This window comes from Affinirhizobium capsici (assembly GCF_977018625.1).
The window spans coordinates 1765615-1782186 of sequence record NZ_CDRNXD010000004.1; the positions used below are offsets into that span (position 1 = coordinate 1765615).

A 16572-nucleotide genomic window follows, 5' to 3' on the forward strand; every position below is an offset into this window, starting at 1 on the left:
TTAACGCAAGAACAAGCCGGTGGTTGCTTCACCTTTTCGATATAGTTGGCAGGGTTCGAACCACGCCGCCTACATCAAGACATCTTGCACTAAGAGGTTGTTCATGCGCTGGAATACCATTTCATACATGGAATTCCTAACAAGCCGTTAACCGCTTTCAGAGATGCTATATTAGCTGCAACTTGAACGAGCCTTGTGTTATTTTCGTTACGCGTGATGCGTCAGCGACCGTACAGTTGACCTCAGCGACAGATTACCAAACTGGCACGTATTTGATTAAAATTGAGCATAAACCCCCTCGTCTTCACCCCACATTAACCCCATTCTGAGCAGACTATTTTAACTATGCCGGAGCCGTCGCCCCTGTGGTTGCGGTCCGCCGCCTCTTCTGGTCGGACGGTTGGTACACCCTGCGCATGAGGTGCTGTGGCGAGCTTTGAATGTCTGTCTTTTGTAATGCGTCGGTGGATATGAGCGTGGACCGCTATCGGGAACTTGAGAGGCCGCAGGCAATGCGCAAAAAGGATGTTGTGCTGATGGCAACCGTCACCAGCTTCGAGGATTTGAAGCATCCCACGAAATCGGAACTGCGTCAGTTCGCCGAGCTTTTCAGCCCCCTATACACGGCATCAACCGAAGAGGCGCGACGCCAGGCGGTGGCCGCCCTTTCCCAGAACGACAACATTCCGCCAAGCGTGGCCTTCTTCATCGCAAGCCAGCCCATTGCCATTGCCGCCCCCTTCATTGCCGCTTCACCCTGCCTTAGCGATGATGCACTCATTGCCATTGCCCGCATGCAGGGTGCCGATCACGCCCGCGCCATTGTGCGAAGGCCGGACCTTTCGACGAAGGTCATCGATGCGCTGGTGAGCCTTCGCCATGCCCGGGCACCTTCCGAGACCAAACGTGTTGAAGCGTCGCGCCCGGCCCTGAGCGCCGAGCCCGGACCTCATTCAAATGTGCAACAGCCGGTCGCGCCTCTTCAAAGTGCTGCCTCCGACACAGACATGGCCGCAGCAAGAGACGAGGCACTGCGCCAGACCATCAAGCAGCTTGCCCATATGCAGCAGCGCCCCGCCGATGACCGGCTTGGTCTTCGCTCGGCAACCGATGTGCAGGAAGCCCTGCTGGTTCGCTTTGCACGCGCGCGCGATGCAGAGTCCTTTGCGACATGCCTTGCCGATACGCTCACGTCCAGCCGCTGGCTGGCGGAGCGGATCATGATGGATCTCTCCGGCCATCAGATGGGCACGACACTGAAAGCGCTGGGCATGGGCCAGGAAGAGGCCTTCTTCATTCTGGAGCGACTCTATAGCCATCTGAAGGAAACCGTGGGCAACGAGGCCCGCAGCGAAATTCTATGGTCTTCTCTCGATGCGGATGAGTGCACCCGCCGCCTGGAAGCCTGGTGCCGTGCAGATCGCTACACCTATGCGGATACAAACCCACTGCCCGCCAGATCGCAGGATGAAGCCGCGCGGACAGATGATAGATTGCGCCGCATGGCGCGGCGCTAAAGCACGTTGCGGCTTATCAGCCTCACGCAATACGCTTTAACTTCTTGTTTTTTCGCATGTCGTCATCGCAAAACCGCTGCACACTTTTGCGCGACATGCTCTAAGGCAACCTGGAAAAGCGTGTTTCCACTCGAAAGTTCGTGAAAACACGCTGGTTCAGCCACCAAGCGGGATGAGGTCGCCGATCTCATCGACTTCCAGTTCCACCACCCAGAGATCGCTATCGAACCGGCGCTCTCTTGCCAAGGCGGCATCCACCTCTTCGGCCGAGACCTTCTGAAGCCTCAGCTCGAACCGACGCTCCCCTGCCTCCTCCACCATTGTTTGAGGTGCGGGCGCATAGAGCGTTTCAAGCCCATCACGAGAACGCTGACGAATGAAAATGGCGCCCGCCTCATCCGCTCCGCGATGTTCAATCGCGGCAAAGCCGCCTTGCGCAAAGGCACGACGCGTCAGGGCGGAGATGAAAATTTCGGATTTGAGGCGCATGTCGAACTTTCAAAAGACTTGCCGTGAATGACGGATACCGATTGTCCACCAGTTGCTGTGCATCGCTATGGAGCAGCATGTCGAGGCATTTTAAGTTATTTAATATATTACGCCTTATCTTCGATATGAAACATTGATCCACACCTATTCATTGAGCGGGTTCAGTTAGCATGGCGAAGTTCAAATATTCTCAGCATGTAACCCAAAGCGATGGGGGTGCATTCGATCAATCGTACAAACCGGGGCAAGTGGTTCCCAACAGCGGCATCTACCGCTGCAAGACCTGTGGCAATGAAGTTGCCATTTCGAAAGGTCAGCCTATCCCCGGCAGCCACCACGAACATGTTGTTCTAGGCCCGGTGAGCTGGACCCTGCTGGTCTTTGCTCAGGAACATCCGCGCTAAGGCGTGACCGTCTGATTTCACTATCAGAGCGCGCCGATCGATTTCAGCTTGCGCAGTACAAGCTCCGATGGCTCGCCATTTTCCGGCAGACGATAATGTTTCTGAAAATGGCGGATCGCCGCTTTGGTCTGGCTACCTGCCACGCCATCCACCGTGACATCCGTATAGGCGATATTCACCAGTCCGCGCTGGATCTGCATGATAAGGTTCATGCTATCCGATACATTCGTGCCATTGGCAGCCTGGACCGTGCCGCTTGCCGGCTGAGCGGAAATGCGCGTGGCCGGCAGATTTTCCTGCGCTGCTGCCTTGTTGGCCTTTGCGACGGCTGGAATATCGGCCGGTGGTTTTGGTGCCGGTTGCCGTTGCGCTGTGCGAATGGCAGCCGCGACGGGATCATCACCGGAGAGATTGCCGGATGGGCGCTGGATCGGAACGGCAATATGGGCAGCGGGCGGTGCGGCCTGCGCCTGCTCCAAGCCTGGTTCAGCCGAATGCGGCACGGACTGCGCGCCGTGCTGCTGCGCCAAATCCTGCTGGGGATGCGCAATCAGGTCACGTACCGGGTCCGAGGCGGGCTGTTGGGCGGCCACCTTCTGTTGCGGAACATCCGGTGCACTCAAGCGAGCTGGCTCTTGCGTGGGGATCAGCTGGCGCACCGGATCATCTCCCCTTGCCCGCTCGATGCGGAAGGTGGTGACATCCTCATCGCTTTGGCGTTGCAAAGGACGAAAGCCTGCAATGGCATTGGGATCGTGCTGATCGCGGGTGCGCAGGAAAGGTGCCGGATGATTTTCCGGCTGATACCAAAGCGCATTGGCAGCAACAAAGCTGAAGGCGACGGACACGCATAAAAGACCTGCAATGCCGCGAGGATGCTGGGCGAGTGCGCGACCGGGAACGGCCAGGGTCTGCCACAACAGGCCCGGTTCCTTGTTCGGTCGCTTCTTCCGCTCAGGCGCTCTTCGCTTGCGCGCGGTCATGCGCTAATCCCTGTCTACTCGTTACAACCGCCTCGGCCTTAGCGGCCAAACGCGGGGGAAATTCGACGGTTTCACCACTCTCGGAAGCGGCGATCTCACCGGCGGGTCCATCCACCGGCAGGGTCACCGTTACCACAGTTCCTTCGCCCAGGCGACTTTCAATGGCAAACTGTCCACCGTGAAGGGCAACCAGACCCTTAACCAGAGACAGGCCAAGCCCTGAACCTTCGAAACCACGGCTGTAATCATCCTGCACCTGGCAGAATGGCTGGCCAATCAGGGCCATCTTTTCCGGCGCAATGCCAATGCCAGTATCGCTGACGATAAGCTTCATGCGCGAACCTTCACGCACGGCATCCATGGTAACAACGCCGCCACCATCGGTGAACTTGATCGCATTGCCTGCCAGGTTGATCAAAATCTGCTGCACGGCGCGTGGATCGGCCACCAGTTCGCCCAGGTTGCGGCCAAGCCGTGTGGTGAGGGTGACGCCCTTGTTGCGGGCCTGAAGATCCAGCATGGCGCGGCAGGCTTCGACCGCCTCAGCCAAGGGAAAGGGCTCTGTCAGCAATTCATAACGGCCAGCTTCGATGCGGCTCATATCCAGCATGGTGTTGACCACGGCCAGAAGATGCGCGCCCGATTGGCGGATCAGATCGACATATTCCCGCTGGCGATCATTGCCGAGCTTGCCGAAATATTCGCCAGCCAGCACATCGGAAAAACCGAGAATGGCGTTCAATGGGGTGCGAAGCTCATGGCTGACCGCTGCCAGAAAACGGGATTTGGTTTCATTGGCAGAGAGCGCCTCTGCCGTGCGGATGGCAACTTCTTCCCGCAAGACAACCGTCTCGGTCTGTTCGCGCAACTGCACGAAGACCTGGGTCAAATCGCCGTTTTCATCGCTGACGGGGCTCAGGTCGAGAACGGTTGCGAGAAACTGGCGTCCGCCGGCCTGATCGAGCCCCTGCTCGATACGGGCTTCTACCTGGGCGAAACTTCCGCCCTGACGCAGGATATCCAGCCCCTGCTGCACGGCAATACGATCTGACACATGGACCAGTTCGGCCAAGGTCATTCCGTTCGGGCCACTGGCGTTCTGTCGACTGGCAGGCAGGAGATAATGATCACGTCCGCCGGTGCGCTGGATGCGGCCTTGCGGATCGCAGATCAGCGCCAGACCTGGCAGCACATCGAGCATGGAGGCTTCCGCGATCGCAGTCTCGCTCACCGCTTCCACCTTTACATCACGCGTGAGCATGATGGCCGCAGCCGTGACGCAAACCAGCGTTGCCAGCATGAGGGCTGCCGAGACCGGCAGGGCGAGCGCGGGACTGAGAACCGAGACAAAAAGAACCGGAAACAGGAAGAGGCAGGCAAGGCACACAGCGCACAGAAGCCGCAGCGCAACCACATGGGTATCGCGCACGTCATCGCGATCACTCACCATCTGGAGCCACCGCAGGGACAGGCGATCCATCGCTTGGACCGCTTTCCCACTGATCTTTTTCATTACGCGCACGCCAATACCTAACCGCGAATCTTGATGAGCGAACATAGGCCCCGGCGGCTTAAGGAAACTATAAAAAGCCGCTCCCAGAAGCCGTGGAAACGGCCTGAAAAGCGATAATGGCTGTCCCGGAACGGTGCAATTTCCAACGTGGTTAATAGGAGGTAAGCGACGGATTTAGTTGTATTTTCTGGTTTTTGTTAAGAATTGAGGCAAGGCCTTCCCCTTGAAGTCCCCAGTTTTGTGAGCCTTTGCCACATTCATGCTTAACAGCAGCTGTTAAAATGCCAGTCAATCGGGTCGGACAGGTGGCCAAAAAGCCGATCGATAAAATTTGAGTGAAATTTGAGAAAAAATGCAGCTTTTCGCGAAACGCGACGTTTTTGCATCGGCTCTAGGGTGGGCCTCACATCAGATCGCAACTTTCGAAAGCGGTTTGACACGGTGGATGCAAAACGGGCGGACGGACAACGTCAATGTGGTTTCTGATCAAGACGAGCTTTGTTTTCGGCATGGGTTTGGTGGTGCTGTCCTATTTCAGCACCCAGACGCCTGAAGGTCCGAATGGCACACAGAGCCAGCTGCAATTGACGGATGCCATCTCTGCCGCAAGCGAGGCCTACGGCTACATTTCCAAGCTTTGCACCGAAAAGCCTGAAGTGTGCGAAAAGGGTGGCGAAACCTTCACGGCGCTTACCATTCGCGCCAAGGAAGGTGCGCGTGTCGCCTATGAATTCCTCGACAAGCAATTGGCAAGTGAGCCCGCAGATGGCCAAAAGCTTGCAGCCAACACGAAATTGAACCATGCCCCGGATGCGCAACCCCTGCCGCCGAAGCCGGATGCCCTTCATGCCTCTGACCAGGTGACCACAGGCACCGTGCCGCTGCCGATGAAGCGCCCGGAACGTCCTTAAGTTTCTCCATCCTTTCCAAGAGATCCCGTGCCGGTTTTCCGGTGCTGGTTGTGACTGCCCCTGCTACAGCATTTGCTGAGGCCGCAAGACTTGTGCTTGCGGCTTTTTTTTCGTTTTCAGCAGCCACTGCACTTCCTATATGAAGGCAACGAGGTTCTGTTTCCCGGAGTGAGAATGACCAGCATCGACCAGATTATCGACGACTTTGCCTTTCTGGACGACTGGGAAGATCGCTATCGCTACGTGATTGAGCTGGGCAAGGCGCTTCCCGATCTGCCGGAAGACAAGCGAACCGCTGAAAACAAGGTGAATGGCTGCGCCAGCCAGGTATGGCTTGTATCTCATCAAGGCGAAGGCTCAGACCCTGTGATGACCTTCGAAGGCGATTCTGACGCCCACATCGTGCGCGGGCTCGTGGCGATTGTGCTTGCCGCCTCCTCCGGCAAACCGGCATCTGAAATTGCCAATATGGATATCATCGCCATTTTCGAGCGGATGGGCCTGGTGGAAAACCTCTCTTCCCAGCGGGCGAACGGATTGCGCTCCATGGTGAAGCGCATCCGCGAAGAGGCGTTGCGCGTTTCAGCTTAAATTCGGGCGAAAGCCCTCATCCCCCCAATGATGCTGGCGGCGGCCAGGCACTGGGGGAGCGTAATGACGCGCCAGCGCCAGAAGGGCCGTACGAAGCATCAGCTTGGCGGAACGGGCGGGCCAGCCACGTTCCCGTTCCACCACTTCCAACCCCTTGGCAAAGCAGCAGACATCGAGCGCCACACCGGACAGTTCCGGCCCCATGGCCTCGACCGCGTGGGACACGCGATCTCTTGCCGCCATGGCACTTTCGCTTAAGTCCACCTTGCCGCCCTGCCCGCCTTTGACGGGCTGAGAAAGGCGCGGCTCCCACCGCATGGTGATGGATGGCTGCAGATGAGCGCGTTGGAAATCGCTCGCCAATTGCTCCCCCGCTGCCAGCGCCTCGGCAGGCAGGAAGCGCGTACCATTGCGATCCTTCAAACGTGCAAGCTGTGAAAGAGGCGAATCCAGCGCATTGCGCAGGACGGTCTGGTGCTGACCTTCAATCACCACATCTGCATTGACATCAGCGCCATGCTGGGCCGCGAAGCGACGCTCCTCCTGCTCGCTCAGGCTTCGACGCAAAAAACTGCGCGCCTCCGGCCGCACTTGCACAACCTGGCCCTGGCGCGTGAGAAAGCCGCGGCTGATCGACTGCGCCAAAAGGGTGGGATCCAAGCGCACCGTTTTTTCTCCGAGCCGGAGGATTGGATCATGCTGACCTTCCCCATCAATGGTGGCCGTGCCCCCGGCTTTCAGCAGCAGGGCCACGAGCTTGCGAAGCCTCGTCTCGCTCTCATGCGGCATGGCGGACCTCCGGATTGGCAAAAACAATGGAAACGAGCTTCTCGATCCGCTCGACCATCTGGTCGAACTGGGGATGATCTCGCTGATCCTCCACCCGCATGCAGGCATGACGCACAGTACTGCGGTTGCGACCAAAGGCCATGCCGACATCTGGCATTTTAAAGCTGAGCACGACGACGCAGATATACATGGCAATCTGGTTTGTCTGACGCTGGAAACCGACAGGCGTGCGCCCTACGCACCATCCATCCTGTGGCATGTGCAGGAGTTCGCCCACCAGATCGCGCACAATGGCGCAAATGGCCACAATGGGCAGCGAGGATGGATAACAAAGATGCAAAGGCTGGGCTTGCGGCGAAGAGCGGTGGGCAATGCAGGGATCGGCGGATGAAACGCCCAAATGTTTTTCTGTTTTGTGTGGCATGAGCAACTCCCGAAATAGGAATTAATTCATACACCCACACCAGGCTTGATGCATGGGAAAATCGTCGCAAAAGTCATCAACTTCGCTACATGGTTGATTTTGCAGCTAATTGAAGTGTGGATATAGGCTTATTTTCCTATTTTATGCACCAGATGTGGCGCATCAACACACATGTCCCTCACAAGATACAAAAAGATCTCCGAAAGCGATGAAGCGTTTCGGAGATCTCGATCTGTGCAGCAATAGGCGCGTTTTACTTGGAGCGCTTGCGGCGCTGGCCGAGGCCCATTTCCTTGGCAAGGCGCGAACGCGCTTCGGCATAGGCAGGTGCCACCATCGGATAATCGGCAGGCAGACCCCACTTTTCGCGGTATTCTTCCGGCGTCATATTGTAGTGCGTCATCAGGTGGCGCTTCAAAGACTTGAACTTCTGACCGTCCTCAAGGCAGATCAGGTAATCATCTTCGATGGATTTGCGGATCGGAACCGGGGGCTTCGGCTTTTCAACCAGCGTCGGCGCAGGTGCAGGCGACGTTGTGTTGCTCAATGCAGAGTGAATATCGGCAATCAGGTTGGAAAGATCACCGACGGGCACGACATGATTGCTGACGTAGGCAGCCACGATATCGGCGGTGAGTTCCACCAAAAGATCAGGGGCCTTGCCCGCTGCAAGTTCTGTCATTTCAGATCTCCTGTTTTTCTTCGTTTGACAGAAAGGCTACGCCCAACCGCCACACACAGAGCAACGCATTCGATTCGTGCTGAACCCACCCTAAAAGGAAGAAGAGCCCACCCCTAGGCTCATCCGAGAACAACCGAAGCTCGAAAACGGATAAATTGATACTAACGCAAGATTGCGATTCGTAAAGAATTACCTCATCTCAGCAGGAAAATCATGATGAGACAATTCAACCGATGCAATCTGTGAGTATCAATATTCACGCTCTGCTGAAAAGCGAATAACACCCTTCCGCTGAAAGTCCAAATACAATTTGCATGTGTTTATTCTTCTGTATCGCTTTGAAGCAAAGAAAATAACTTCCGCTTCACGAGCAACGCAGAGCAACCGCAATAATTGGACCGTGAGGAGAATTATTCAAGAGGTCTATCGCGCCGCAAATCATCGATGCTGGATTTGTGCAAGCTATAGCCCACTTGATGCGCTGCTTTGGCGAGCAAGTGCGCCGAAATGGGTGCTGTCAGAATAAAAAACAAGAAACCGGCAAGAGAGCGGGACAGAATAGACAGATCGTTAGCGTTAAGCCCTGCGGCAAGCAATAATAGTCCTGAGCCCACGGTGCCCGCCTTGGAGGCTGCGTGCATGCGGGTGAACATATCCGGCAGGCGATTGAGCCCGATGGACGCAATCAGACTGAAGGCAGCGCCGCCGAGGATGATAACGGCGATGATGAATTCCCCGATAAGGCTCATTGGCGTCTCCCTCCCCGGCTGCTTTTCTTTTTGAGGTTTTTGGCTGGTGCAGCCTTCACCGCTGCACTGTCCGCCGGCCCCTCCTCATCCGCTGTCTTGCGCGACAGGATGAAGCGCGCAAAGGCGATGGTGGCGAGAAAACCGACGAGGCCAAGCGCAATGGCAATGTCGATATAGAGCGTGAAGCCGGTTTTGATGGCGATGATGGCGATGAAGCCGATGGCGATGCCCACCAGCATATCCAGCGCCACCACGCGATCCCCCAGCGTTGGCCCGACGATGACCCGGTAAACGGTGGCCAGAAAAGCAAGGCTGAGGATGGCAAGGCCCGCCCAGATGGCAAACCGCAGAATCTCAAGATCTGCCATCAGCGAAAGACCTCCATGATCTTGGCCTCAAAGCCGGTGGCAATATCACGCTTGGCTGCTTCCGGATCGGCGCAATCCAGCGCATGGACGTAGAGAAAGCGGCGGTCTTCCGAAACATCGACGGAGAGGGTGCCGGGGGTCAAGGTAATCATGTTGGCGAGAAGCGTGATCTCGAAATCGCGCTGAACCGTCAACGGATAGGCGAAGATGCCGGGCTTGAGGTCCATCTTCGGTCTTGTGACCAATACCGCGACCTTCCAGGCCGACAGCGCCAGTTCCCTGAAGAAGAGAACCGTCAATGACGCAATCAAACGCAGCCGACGCAGATAGCTGACGCCTTCTGCCTGTTCGCGAATGAGGCCGAGCGCGAGTGCCGCCAGCACGAAACCGAACAGGAAGTTGATGAAGGTGGCGCTGCCGCTGATGGCGACCCAAACGATGGCAAACAGCGTGTTGAGAATGAAAGCCATCATTGCGCGACACTCTGAGGAAAGACGGAACCAATGTAACCTTTAGGATCAGCCAGTCCGCTTGCGGATGTCTGCGCCAGCTTGACGATCTCCTCCGGAAACAGGCCGACCACGACGATCAATGCCGCCAGAAATCCAAGAGGGACGCTATCCAAAAACACGCGACGGCGCGATGGCGCAACCGGTGCCTGGGTGACTGCCGGTCGCCAAAAGGCCAGCAGGAAGACACGGCCAAGCGCAATGGTGGCCAGAAAACCGGACAGTAAAATGCCGCCGGAAAGCCACCAGGCCCCGATATCGAGCGATGCCTTGACCAGCATGATCTTCGGCCAGAGCCCGGAGAAAGGTGGAAGGCCCGCGACTGCCAGGAAAAGGGCAAGTGACAACAGCGCAAAGCCGGGAGACTGCCTGTAAATGCCGCCTGCGGCAGAGAGTGTCCATGCGCCGGACAAGGATGCAGCCCGCCCGATGACGAGGTAGAGCGCGGTCATGGCGATGATGGAATGCACCGCATAGAAGACCGTGCCGGAAAGCCCGGCCACAGTTCCGGTGGCAATGCCGGCGAGCATGTTGCCAATGCCCAGAATAACCGCAAAGCCCGCCATGCGGCGCATATCATTCTGCGCCAGCATGCCAAGCGCGGACAGCACCATTGTGATGACGGCCACGAAACCGATGACCAGGCTCAGTTCCTGCCTTTGCAGCGGAAAGAGCATGATCAGCACACGCAAAAGCGCATAAATGCCAACCTTCGTCAGCAAGCCGCCGAACAGGGCAGACACGGTGATGCGCGGCGTATGGTAGGAGGCGGGCAGCCAGAAATTCACCGGAAAGGCCGCCGCCTTCATGGCAAAGGCCATGAGGAACAGGGCCGAGAGCGTCATCAGGGGCGCACCGGAGATGGTTCTCGCTTTCAGCGCGATATCGGCCATGTTGAGCGTGCCGAAGATGGCATAGAGATAGCCGACGGCAATGAGGAAGAAGGTGGTGCCAAGCAGGTTCAGGATCGCATATTTCAGCGCACCATCGATCTGCTCCTTCTCCGATCCGAGGATAAGGAGGCCGAAGGAGGAAATCAGCAGCACTTCAAACCAGACATAGAGATTGAAGACATCGCCGGTGAGGAATGCGCCGGAAACTCCGGCCATCAGCAGCATCAGGAATGGAAAGAAGCCATAGCGCCTGCCGCTATCACTGATATCCCCGAGCGCTGCAATGCCCGCCGCCAGCGCGGCCAGAGCCGAGACCAGGGCCAGAAGCGCACCCAGCACATCCACCGTAAACGCGATGCCGAAGGGCGGCAGCCAGCGCCCCATGGTCATGGTTATGGGGCCGCTCACCGTGACCTGCCAGAGGAGAAGCGCATCCAGCAAAACGAGAAGAAGAAGCGAAGGAATAGCAACGAAGCCATGCCATCTGGTGCGCGAGCGCATCATCATCAACACGGCGCCCGCCGTAATCATCAGCGCGGGCGGCAGAATGACCAGCCAGGCCGCCGCACTGGGCGGAGCCAGCACGAAGGCGGCAGCAAGATCGACAGGTGTGGATGTGGGACCGGCCATCGGTTCTCCTCAGTAGCCGAGCGGCGGCATGGGTTCATCCTTCGGCTCGGCCAGCCGCATCTCATCGGTATTGTCGGTGCCAAGCTCCTGAAAGGCGCGGTAGGTCAGCACCAAAAGGAAGGCGAAGAAGGAAAAGGAGATGACGATGGCCGTGAGGATGAGCGCCTGCGGCAAGGGGTTGGCGGCACCGTCAGGCAGGACATCCACCCCATCGCCAATGATGGGCGGCACCTCGCGGGTAAGCCGCCCGGCCGTAAACAGCAGCAGGTTCACTGCATTGCCCAGGAGGGCCACGCCCAGCAGCATACGCACGGAATGCTTGGAAAGCAGGAGATAAATGGCAGCCGCAAACAGCGCACCGACGAGACAGGCAAAGACCGCTTCCATCAATCGCCCTCCCTTTCTTCAAGCGCCAGCGCAATGGAGGTGATAGCCCCCACCACAACCAGATAAACGCCGATATCGAAAGACATCACCGTTGCCAGCGGCACTTCGACACCAAAGACATGCGGATAAATCCAAAGCCCCGTCATGAAGGGCGCGCCGGTGAAGGCTGACAACAGACCGGAAAGCACGGCCATCAACAGGCCCGCACCGGCAATCGACATGGGATGAAACCACAAGGCGCGGCGCACGGCGGCAACACCATAGGCAATGCCGTAAATTGCAAAAGCCGAAGCGGCAATCAGGCCACCAATGAACCCGCCACCCGGCTGGTTATGCCCACGCAACAGAATGAACACGGAAAACAGGATCATCAAGGCCGTCAGCACTGGCGCGACCGTGCGGAAAATCAATGTGTTCATACGCGCTCTCCCCCTGCATCATCCACATCTGCCGCATCGGGATCATTGTCGCGCGGGCGCAGAGGACCGCCGGAACGGATGCGGATAAGCGCCAGGATGGAAAGGCCTGTAATCATGACCACCGCGATTTCACCCAGTGTATCCGTGCCGCGGAAATCCACGATGATGACATTGACCACATTGGCACCGTGAGCAATGACCTTGGAATAGGTATTGAAGAAGGTGGTGAGGCTCGGATCGAAACTGCCCTGCGTGACCTTCAAGAGCAGCAGCATGAAGCCGAGGCCGCAGGCAATGGCAACGGTGCCATCGCAGAGGATTTGCCAAAGCGGACGGTGATCTGATGGCATGAGCCGCAGCCGTGTCATCACCAGCGCCAGAATGACGACTGACAGCGTTTCCACCATGAACTGCGTAAACGAAAGATCCGGCGCGCCAAACAGCAGGAACAGCACTGCCACGGCAAAACCCTGAATGCCAAGCGCAACAATGGCGGTGAGCCGGTTCTTGGCCGTCAGCACGGCCAGAATTCCAAGCAAAGCGATGACGACGAACACCCATTCATGCAGCATGGCATCGCTTGGCCAGGCGGGCATGGCGGGAAGTTCTCCATACAGGAAAGGCGGCACCAGCAGAGTAACGGCAAGGATCAGGAAGGTCATGGTGACATAGACATCCATGCGCCCCGGCTGGACAAAGCGCGTAACCGCAACCGAAAGCCGCACCAGACCCGCAATCAGGCCATCGAAGGCGCGATCCGGCCCTGGCCCCAGCGCATCGATGAGCTTCGTCATCACGGAACGGGCTTTATCAAGCTGCCAGAAAACAAGAACACCCAGCACAACCGTAACCAGCGAAAGCAGAAGCGGCAGGCCGATATTCGGAATTGTGCTGATCGTCACCTGTTCTGGCACGTCCTTGATGGCGCTGACCATGGGAGAGGAAATATAGCGGTGCGCGATCTGCGAGAAGATGCCTGCACAAAGCCCAAGTGCGGCGAGGATGACTGGCCCAAGCCAGAGCAGAACCGGCCCTTCATGCGCATGTTTTGGTGTTTCCACCTTGCGGCCCAGAAAGGGTTTCAGCGCAACCGCAAAGGCCATGGCAAACATCAGCGCATTGCCGATGAGCGCGACAAGCGTAAACAGGATGGCACGCGGATGAGCGCCTTGCAGCGCATAATAGATTTCTTCCTTGGCGAGGAAGCCGAAGAAGAGCGGCAGACCACCCATTGAAAGCGCTGCCAGCAAGGCGGCGACAAAGGTGATGGGCATGGCCGAGCGCAGACCGCCGAGCTTCGTGACATCGCGCGTTCCAGCCTCATGATCCACGATGCCAGCCACCATGAACAAGGCGCCCTTGAACAGCGAATGCGCAACGAGGTAGAGCACGGCAGCAGCAATGGCGTGGTCTGAATCAAAGCCCGTCAACATCACCAGCAGCCCGAGCGAAGCCATGGTGGTGTAGGCCAGCATGAGCTTGAGATCGGTCTGGCGCAGAGACAGGAAGGTGCCGACAAGAAGGGTAATGCCGCCAAAGAAGGGCAGCAGGATTTCCCAGGCAGGAGTTCCTCCCAGAACCGGGTTCAACCGCATGAGCAAATAAACGCCAGCCTTCACCATGGTTGCCGAGTGCAGGTAGGCGGAAACAGGCGTGGGCGCTTCCATGGCATTGGGAAGCCAGGCATGAAAGGGAAACTGCGCCGATTTGGTGAAGCAGCCACCGAGAATGAGCAAAAGCGCTGCCATGTAAAACGGGCTTTCGCGCACGACATCGCCGCCATGCACCAGAAGCGAAAGCTGCGTAACACCACTGACATTCCACAGGAAGACAAGCCCCGCCAGAAGCAACAACCCGCCGCCGCCCGTGATGACGAGCGCCTGGAGTGCTGCCCTGCGCGCTGCCGCCCGTTCATGATCAAAGCCGATCAGCAGGAATGAAGTGATCGAGGTCAGCTCCCAATAGACAAACAGCATCAGGAAGCTGTCAGACAGCACGACACCCAGCATGGAGCCCATGAAAAGCAGGATGAAAGCAAGGAAGCGGCCCTGATGCGGATGCCCTTTGAGATAGCCGCCCGCATAAAGAACAATCAGCGTGCCGATGCCGGTGATGAGCAGCGCAAAGGTAAGCGATAGCCCATCGATGAACCATGAGAAGGACAGGTTGAAACTGGGTACCCAGATATAGCCACCGGTGGCGACTTCACCCGCTGCAATTTCCGGCAGATAGGTTGCAAAGTATAGGAAAGAACAAAGAGGTGCGAGCGCCAGAAGCCATGCAGAATGATGCCCGAGCCTGCGCGTTGCAAAAGGTGCAGTGAGCGCGGCGATGAAGGGAAGAAACAGACAAAGCAAAGTCATCAGCGTCCGTTATTCCTCCCGATCAATCCGCATATTCCAAGTTTCGTTTCGGGTGCCCACAACCCAAATCGCAAGACTTGCTTAAGCTATCGCTTGCTCCGACTCAACGCATTTAGGCGAAAATCGACCCTATGGTCTGTGCGCTACGTGTTTGTGATCTGTGCGTGAATTCCTATATTGGGGAAAAAGAGGAGAAATCCATGAGCGATACCACCACCAAGGTTCACAAAAGCGATGCGGAATGGCGCGACCAGCTGACGCCGGAGCAATATCGCATTCTTCGCGAACATGGCACGGAGCGGGCCTTTACCGGTCCCTACTGGGATAGCAAGGAGAAGGGTCTTTACCGTTGCGCGGGCTGCGACGAGCCACTTTTCATTTCGGATACGAAATTCGATTCCGGCTGTGGCTGGCCGAGCTATTTCGAACCCGTGACGCCGGATGCCGTGACCGAGCATCGCGATAGCACCTTCGGTATGATCCGTACGGAAATCCGCTGCGCAAGCTGTGGCGGCCACCTGGGCCATGTCTTCCCGGATGGCCCGCCACCCACCGGGCTGCGCTACTGCATCAACGGCCACGCCATGGTGTTCGAGCCGATCTGAGACTTCGGGTGATAGCCGCCTCCCCTTGCTGAACTTGGGGGAGGCTGTAGACAACTACCGGCCGGTTCGGAGTTCCATGCAGGTGAGATCCAGCCAGCGGCCGAACTTGGTGCCGACCTGCTCAAACCGGCCAACATGGCGAAAGCCGAGGCTTTCGTGCAAACGGATGGAAGCCTTGTTCTCTGCCTCTATGCAGCCAACCATGACGTGAATGCCGCCTTGGCGCGCGCGCTCTACCAGTTCCGTCATGAGGGTGCGTCCAAGGCCTAGGCCCCGGTGATCGTGATGGATGTAGACCGAATGCTCCACCGTGTGGCGGAAACCTTCGAAGGCACGCCAATCGCCATAGGCCGCATAGCCCGCAATGGCACCTTCAATATCTGCCACGATAACGGGAAAGCCTCGCGCCTTGCGCACCGCATACCACTCCTGCCGATTGGCGAGATCGACCAGATTGTCGTTCCAGATCGCAGTCGTATTGGCAACCGCATCATTATAAATGTCGAGAATGGCAGGCAGGTCGTCAGGTGTGGCGTCACGAATGATGGGCGCGGCGGGCATGGCATATATTCTCAATGATGAACATTGACCTTCGATAGCAGGAGGCTTGATCCACTGTCGAGCCCATGTGACATCCAGCCAGATGTTGCTTAAGCCGGTGCCAAGCTAAAACAGGTCATGACCGCTGAATAATGCACTGCGGCGGCGGCGATGACAAAGGCGTGCCAGATGGCGTTCTGGAAGCGCAGTCGCTCCCACACATGGAAGATGACGCCGAGGGAATAAATGATGCCGCCGATGACGATAAGCCAAAGCGTTACGGAAGGCAGGGCCTGGGAAAGCGGTGGAACCACCACGACGCCGCTCCAGCCCATGCCAAGATAAAGCAGGATGGCGAGGCGATCATATTTACCGGGGAAGACGCATTTCAGCATGATGCCAAAAGCGGCAATCGCCCAGATGAAGATCAACATGCCAAACACCATGGGATCATCCGAGCCACGTTGCAGGAAAGGCGTGTAAGTGGCTGCGATCAAAACGAAAATTGCCGAGTGATCGAAGCGGCGAAGAATCCATTTTGTGCGAGAATGAGGCCAGATATTGTAGGTGAAGGAAACGGACAGACAGAGAAGCAGGCCTATTCCATAGACCCAGGCGGCCGCCAGTTCGCCATAGCTCGACCAGAGGGATGCGTAGAAGATCAGCGCAGTAACGCCGATCAGGGCCAGCACGATGCCGATGCCGTGCACCACCCCGTCTGCCACGGTTTCATGAAAATCGTAATGTCTGCCAAGGCCGAAAAACTCGGTCATCTCATGTCCTGCAATGCGGGGCCGTAGAATGAC

General features: G+C 57.3%; 20 protein-coding genes. 5 read left to right on the forward strand and 15 right to left on the reverse strand.

The genetic code is table 11. The annotated features are described in order from the left end of the window. The first annotated feature begins 440 nt into the window (after positions 1-440). Positions 441-1517 carry a DUF2336 domain-containing protein gene (locus AC0JZ1_RS11920; RefSeq protein ID WP_471882573.1) on the forward strand — a complete coding sequence of 359 codons (1077 nt, stop codon included), beginning with the start codon at positions 441-443 and terminating at the stop codon, positions 1515-1517. A 156-nt stretch (positions 1518-1673) separates the two neighbouring features. Here AC0JZ1_RS11920 and AC0JZ1_RS11925 read toward each other — a convergent pair whose 3' ends face one another. Continuing rightward, the gene (locus AC0JZ1_RS11925) at positions 1674-2006 is read right to left on the reverse strand and encodes a DUF1491 family protein (RefSeq protein ID WP_471882574.1); all 333 of its coding nucleotides are present in this window, start codon (positions 2004-2006) and stop codon (positions 1674-1676) included. Between the two features lie 170 nt (positions 2007-2176). Here AC0JZ1_RS11925 and AC0JZ1_RS11930 point away from each other — a divergent pair, with 170 nt between their 5' ends. Next, positions 2177-2410, forward strand: coding sequence for a hypothetical protein (locus tag AC0JZ1_RS11930; protein ID WP_471882575.1), 234 nt, complete (start codon positions 2177-2179; stop codon positions 2408-2410). 23 nt (positions 2411-2433) lie between these two features. Here AC0JZ1_RS11930 and AC0JZ1_RS11935 read toward each other — a convergent pair whose 3' ends face one another. Further along, on the reverse strand, positions 2434-3393 hold the full coding sequence (locus tag AC0JZ1_RS11935; protein ID WP_471882576.1) for a peptidoglycan-binding domain-containing protein: 960 nt from the start codon (positions 3391-3393) through the stop codon (positions 2434-2436). Continuing rightward, the gene (locus tag AC0JZ1_RS11940; protein WP_471882577.1) at positions 3365-4906 is read right to left on the reverse strand and encodes a sensor histidine kinase; all 1542 of its coding nucleotides are present in this window, start codon (positions 4904-4906) and stop codon (positions 3365-3367) included. The genes AC0JZ1_RS11935 and AC0JZ1_RS11940 overlap by 29 nt, the downstream gene beginning before the upstream one ends. A 473-nt stretch (positions 4907-5379) precedes the next feature. Here AC0JZ1_RS11940 and AC0JZ1_RS11945 point away from each other — a divergent pair, with 473 nt between their 5' ends. Beyond that, positions 5380-5817 (forward strand): DUF5330 domain-containing protein, encoded by a 438-nt coding sequence (locus AC0JZ1_RS11945; RefSeq protein WP_471882578.1) that lies wholly within the window; start codon positions 5380-5382, stop codon positions 5815-5817. 174 nt (positions 5818-5991) lie between these two features. Continuing rightward, positions 5992-6408 carry a SufE family protein gene (locus AC0JZ1_RS11950; protein ID WP_471882579.1) on the forward strand — a complete coding sequence of 139 codons (417 nt, stop codon included), beginning with the start codon at positions 5992-5994 and terminating at the stop codon, positions 6406-6408. Here the strand turns inward: AC0JZ1_RS11950 and AC0JZ1_RS11955 are convergent. The 10 genes from AC0JZ1_RS11955 to AC0JZ1_RS12000 form a co-directional block, all read right to left on the reverse strand. Further along, positions 6400-7197, reverse strand: a complete 798-nt coding sequence (locus tag AC0JZ1_RS11955) for a DUF6456 domain-containing protein (protein ID WP_471882580.1) — start codon at positions 7195-7197, stop codon at positions 6400-6402. The two genes, AC0JZ1_RS11950 and AC0JZ1_RS11955, sit on opposite strands and share 9 nt — an antisense overlap. Continuing rightward, positions 7187-7621 carry a helix-turn-helix domain-containing protein gene (locus AC0JZ1_RS11960; protein ID WP_471882581.1) on the reverse strand — a complete coding sequence of 145 codons (435 nt, stop codon included), beginning with the start codon at positions 7619-7621 and terminating at the stop codon, positions 7187-7189. Before AC0JZ1_RS11960 ends, AC0JZ1_RS11955 begins: the two co-directional genes overlap by 11 nt. A gap of 253 nt (positions 7622-7874) precedes the next feature. Next, complete coding sequence (locus tag AC0JZ1_RS11965; protein WP_471882582.1) at positions 7875-8303, reverse strand: Ros/MucR family transcriptional regulator; 429 nt, start codon at positions 8301-8303, stop codon at positions 7875-7877. Positions 8304-8713: 410 nt separating this feature from the next. After that, the gene (gene mnhG, locus AC0JZ1_RS11970) at positions 8714-9052 is read right to left on the reverse strand and encodes a monovalent cation/H(+) antiporter subunit G (RefSeq protein WP_471882583.1); all 339 of its coding nucleotides are present in this window, start codon (positions 9050-9052) and stop codon (positions 8714-8716) included. Continuing rightward, the gene (locus AC0JZ1_RS11975) at positions 9049-9420 is read right to left on the reverse strand and encodes a cation:proton antiporter (protein ID WP_471882584.1); all 372 of its coding nucleotides are present in this window, start codon (positions 9418-9420) and stop codon (positions 9049-9051) included. Before AC0JZ1_RS11975 ends, mnhG begins: the two co-directional genes overlap by 4 nt. Next, complete coding sequence (locus tag AC0JZ1_RS11980; RefSeq protein WP_471882585.1) at positions 9420-9893, reverse strand: Na+/H+ antiporter subunit E; 474 nt, start codon at positions 9891-9893, stop codon at positions 9420-9422. The genes AC0JZ1_RS11975 and AC0JZ1_RS11980 overlap by 1 nt, the downstream gene beginning before the upstream one ends. After that, positions 9890-11452 (reverse strand): Na+/H+ antiporter subunit D, encoded by a 1563-nt coding sequence (locus AC0JZ1_RS11985; RefSeq protein ID WP_471882586.1) that lies wholly within the window; start codon positions 11450-11452, stop codon positions 9890-9892. Before AC0JZ1_RS11985 ends, AC0JZ1_RS11980 begins: the two co-directional genes overlap by 4 nt. Positions 11453-11461: 9 nt before the next feature. Beyond that, entirely contained in the window at positions 11462-11839 is a 378-nt protein-coding gene (locus AC0JZ1_RS11990; protein ID WP_471882587.1) for a Na+/H+ antiporter subunit C, read from the reverse strand. Further along, positions 11839-12258, reverse strand: a complete 420-nt coding sequence (locus tag AC0JZ1_RS11995) for a Na+/H+ antiporter subunit B (RefSeq protein WP_471882588.1) — start codon at positions 12256-12258, stop codon at positions 11839-11841. The genes AC0JZ1_RS11990 and AC0JZ1_RS11995 overlap by 1 nt, the downstream gene beginning before the upstream one ends. Next, complete coding sequence (locus AC0JZ1_RS12000; protein ID WP_471882589.1) at positions 12255-14621, reverse strand: putative monovalent cation/H+ antiporter subunit A; 2367 nt, start codon at positions 14619-14621, stop codon at positions 12255-12257. Before AC0JZ1_RS12000 ends, AC0JZ1_RS11995 begins: the two co-directional genes overlap by 4 nt. 200 nt (positions 14622-14821) lie before the next feature. Here AC0JZ1_RS12000 and msrB point away from each other — a divergent pair, with 200 nt between their 5' ends. Next, positions 14822-15226, forward strand: coding sequence for a peptide-methionine (R)-S-oxide reductase MsrB (gene msrB / locus AC0JZ1_RS12005; RefSeq protein ID WP_471882590.1), 405 nt, complete (start codon positions 14822-14824; stop codon positions 15224-15226). A 54-nt stretch (positions 15227-15280) separates the two neighbouring features. Here the strand turns inward: msrB and AC0JZ1_RS12010 are convergent, their stop codons facing one another. Continuing rightward, positions 15281-15787 (reverse strand): GNAT family N-acetyltransferase, encoded by a 507-nt coding sequence (locus AC0JZ1_RS12010; protein WP_471882591.1) that lies wholly within the window; start codon positions 15785-15787, stop codon positions 15281-15283. Between the two features lie 89 nt (positions 15788-15876). Further along, positions 15877-16539 (reverse strand): PAQR family membrane homeostasis protein TrhA, encoded by a 663-nt coding sequence (gene trhA, locus AC0JZ1_RS12015; RefSeq protein ID WP_471882592.1) that lies wholly within the window; start codon positions 16537-16539, stop codon positions 15877-15879. Positions 16540-16572: the final 33 nt, after the last annotated feature.

Excerpts from the sequence above, each read along its gene's own strand:
- AC0JZ1_RS11920 (WP_471882573.1), top strand. The coding sequence starts at position 441 with ATGTCTGTCTTTTGTAATGCGTCGGTGGATATGAGCGTGGACCGCTAT.
- AC0JZ1_RS11925 (WP_471882574.1), bottom strand. The coding sequence starts at position 2,006 with ATGCGCCTCAAATCCGAAATTTTCATCTCCGCCCTGACGCGTCGTGCC.
- AC0JZ1_RS11930 (WP_471882575.1), top strand. The coding sequence starts at position 2,177 with ATGGCGAAGTTCAAATATTCTCAGCATGTAACCCAAAGCGATGGGGGT.
- AC0JZ1_RS11935 (WP_471882576.1), bottom strand. The coding sequence starts at position 3,393 with ATGACCGCGCGCAAGCGAAGAGCGCCTGAGCGGAAGAAGCGACCGAAC.
- AC0JZ1_RS11940 (WP_471882577.1), bottom strand. The coding sequence starts at position 4,906 with ATGAAAAAGATCAGTGGGAAAGCGGTCCAAGCGATGGATCGCCTGTCC.
- AC0JZ1_RS11945 (WP_471882578.1), top strand. The coding sequence starts at position 5,380 with ATGTGGTTTCTGATCAAGACGAGCTTTGTTTTCGGCATGGGTTTGGTG.
- AC0JZ1_RS11950 (WP_471882579.1), top strand. The coding sequence starts at position 5,992 with ATGACCAGCATCGACCAGATTATCGACGACTTTGCCTTTCTGGACGAC.
- AC0JZ1_RS11955 (WP_471882580.1), bottom strand. The coding sequence starts at position 7,197 with ATGCCGCATGAGAGCGAGACGAGGCTTCGCAAGCTCGTGGCCCTGCTG.
- AC0JZ1_RS11960 (WP_471882581.1), bottom strand. The coding sequence starts at position 7,621 with ATGCCACACAAAACAGAAAAACATTTGGGCGTTTCATCCGCCGATCCC.
- AC0JZ1_RS11965 (WP_471882582.1), bottom strand. The coding sequence starts at position 8,303 with ATGACAGAACTTGCAGCGGGCAAGGCCCCTGATCTTTTGGTGGAACTC.
- mnhG (WP_471882583.1), bottom strand. The coding sequence starts at position 9,052 with ATGAGCCTTATCGGGGAATTCATCATCGCCGTTATCATCCTCGGCGGC.
- AC0JZ1_RS11975 (WP_471882584.1), bottom strand. The coding sequence starts at position 9,420 with ATGGCAGATCTTGAGATTCTGCGGTTTGCCATCTGGGCGGGCCTTGCC.
- AC0JZ1_RS11980 (WP_471882585.1), bottom strand. The coding sequence starts at position 9,893 with ATGATGGCTTTCATTCTCAACACGCTGTTTGCCATCGTTTGGGTCGCC.
- AC0JZ1_RS11985 (WP_471882586.1), bottom strand. The coding sequence starts at position 11,452 with ATGGCCGGTCCCACATCCACACCTGTCGATCTTGCTGCCGCCTTCGTG.
- AC0JZ1_RS11990 (WP_471882587.1), bottom strand. The coding sequence starts at position 11,839 with ATGGAAGCGGTCTTTGCCTGTCTCGTCGGTGCGCTGTTTGCGGCTGCC.
- AC0JZ1_RS11995 (WP_471882588.1), bottom strand. The coding sequence starts at position 12,258 with ATGAACACATTGATTTTCCGCACGGTCGCGCCAGTGCTGACGGCCTTG.
- AC0JZ1_RS12000 (WP_471882589.1), bottom strand. The coding sequence starts at position 14,621 with ATGACTTTGCTTTGTCTGTTTCTTCCCTTCATCGCCGCGCTCACTGCA.
- msrB (WP_471882590.1), top strand. The coding sequence starts at position 14,822 with ATGAGCGATACCACCACCAAGGTTCACAAAAGCGATGCGGAATGGCGC.
- AC0JZ1_RS12010 (WP_471882591.1), bottom strand. The coding sequence starts at position 15,787 with ATGCCCGCCGCGCCCATCATTCGTGACGCCACACCTGACGACCTGCCT.
- trhA (WP_471882592.1), bottom strand. The coding sequence starts at position 16,539 with ATGACCGAGTTTTTCGGCCTTGGCAGACATTACGATTTTCATGAAACC.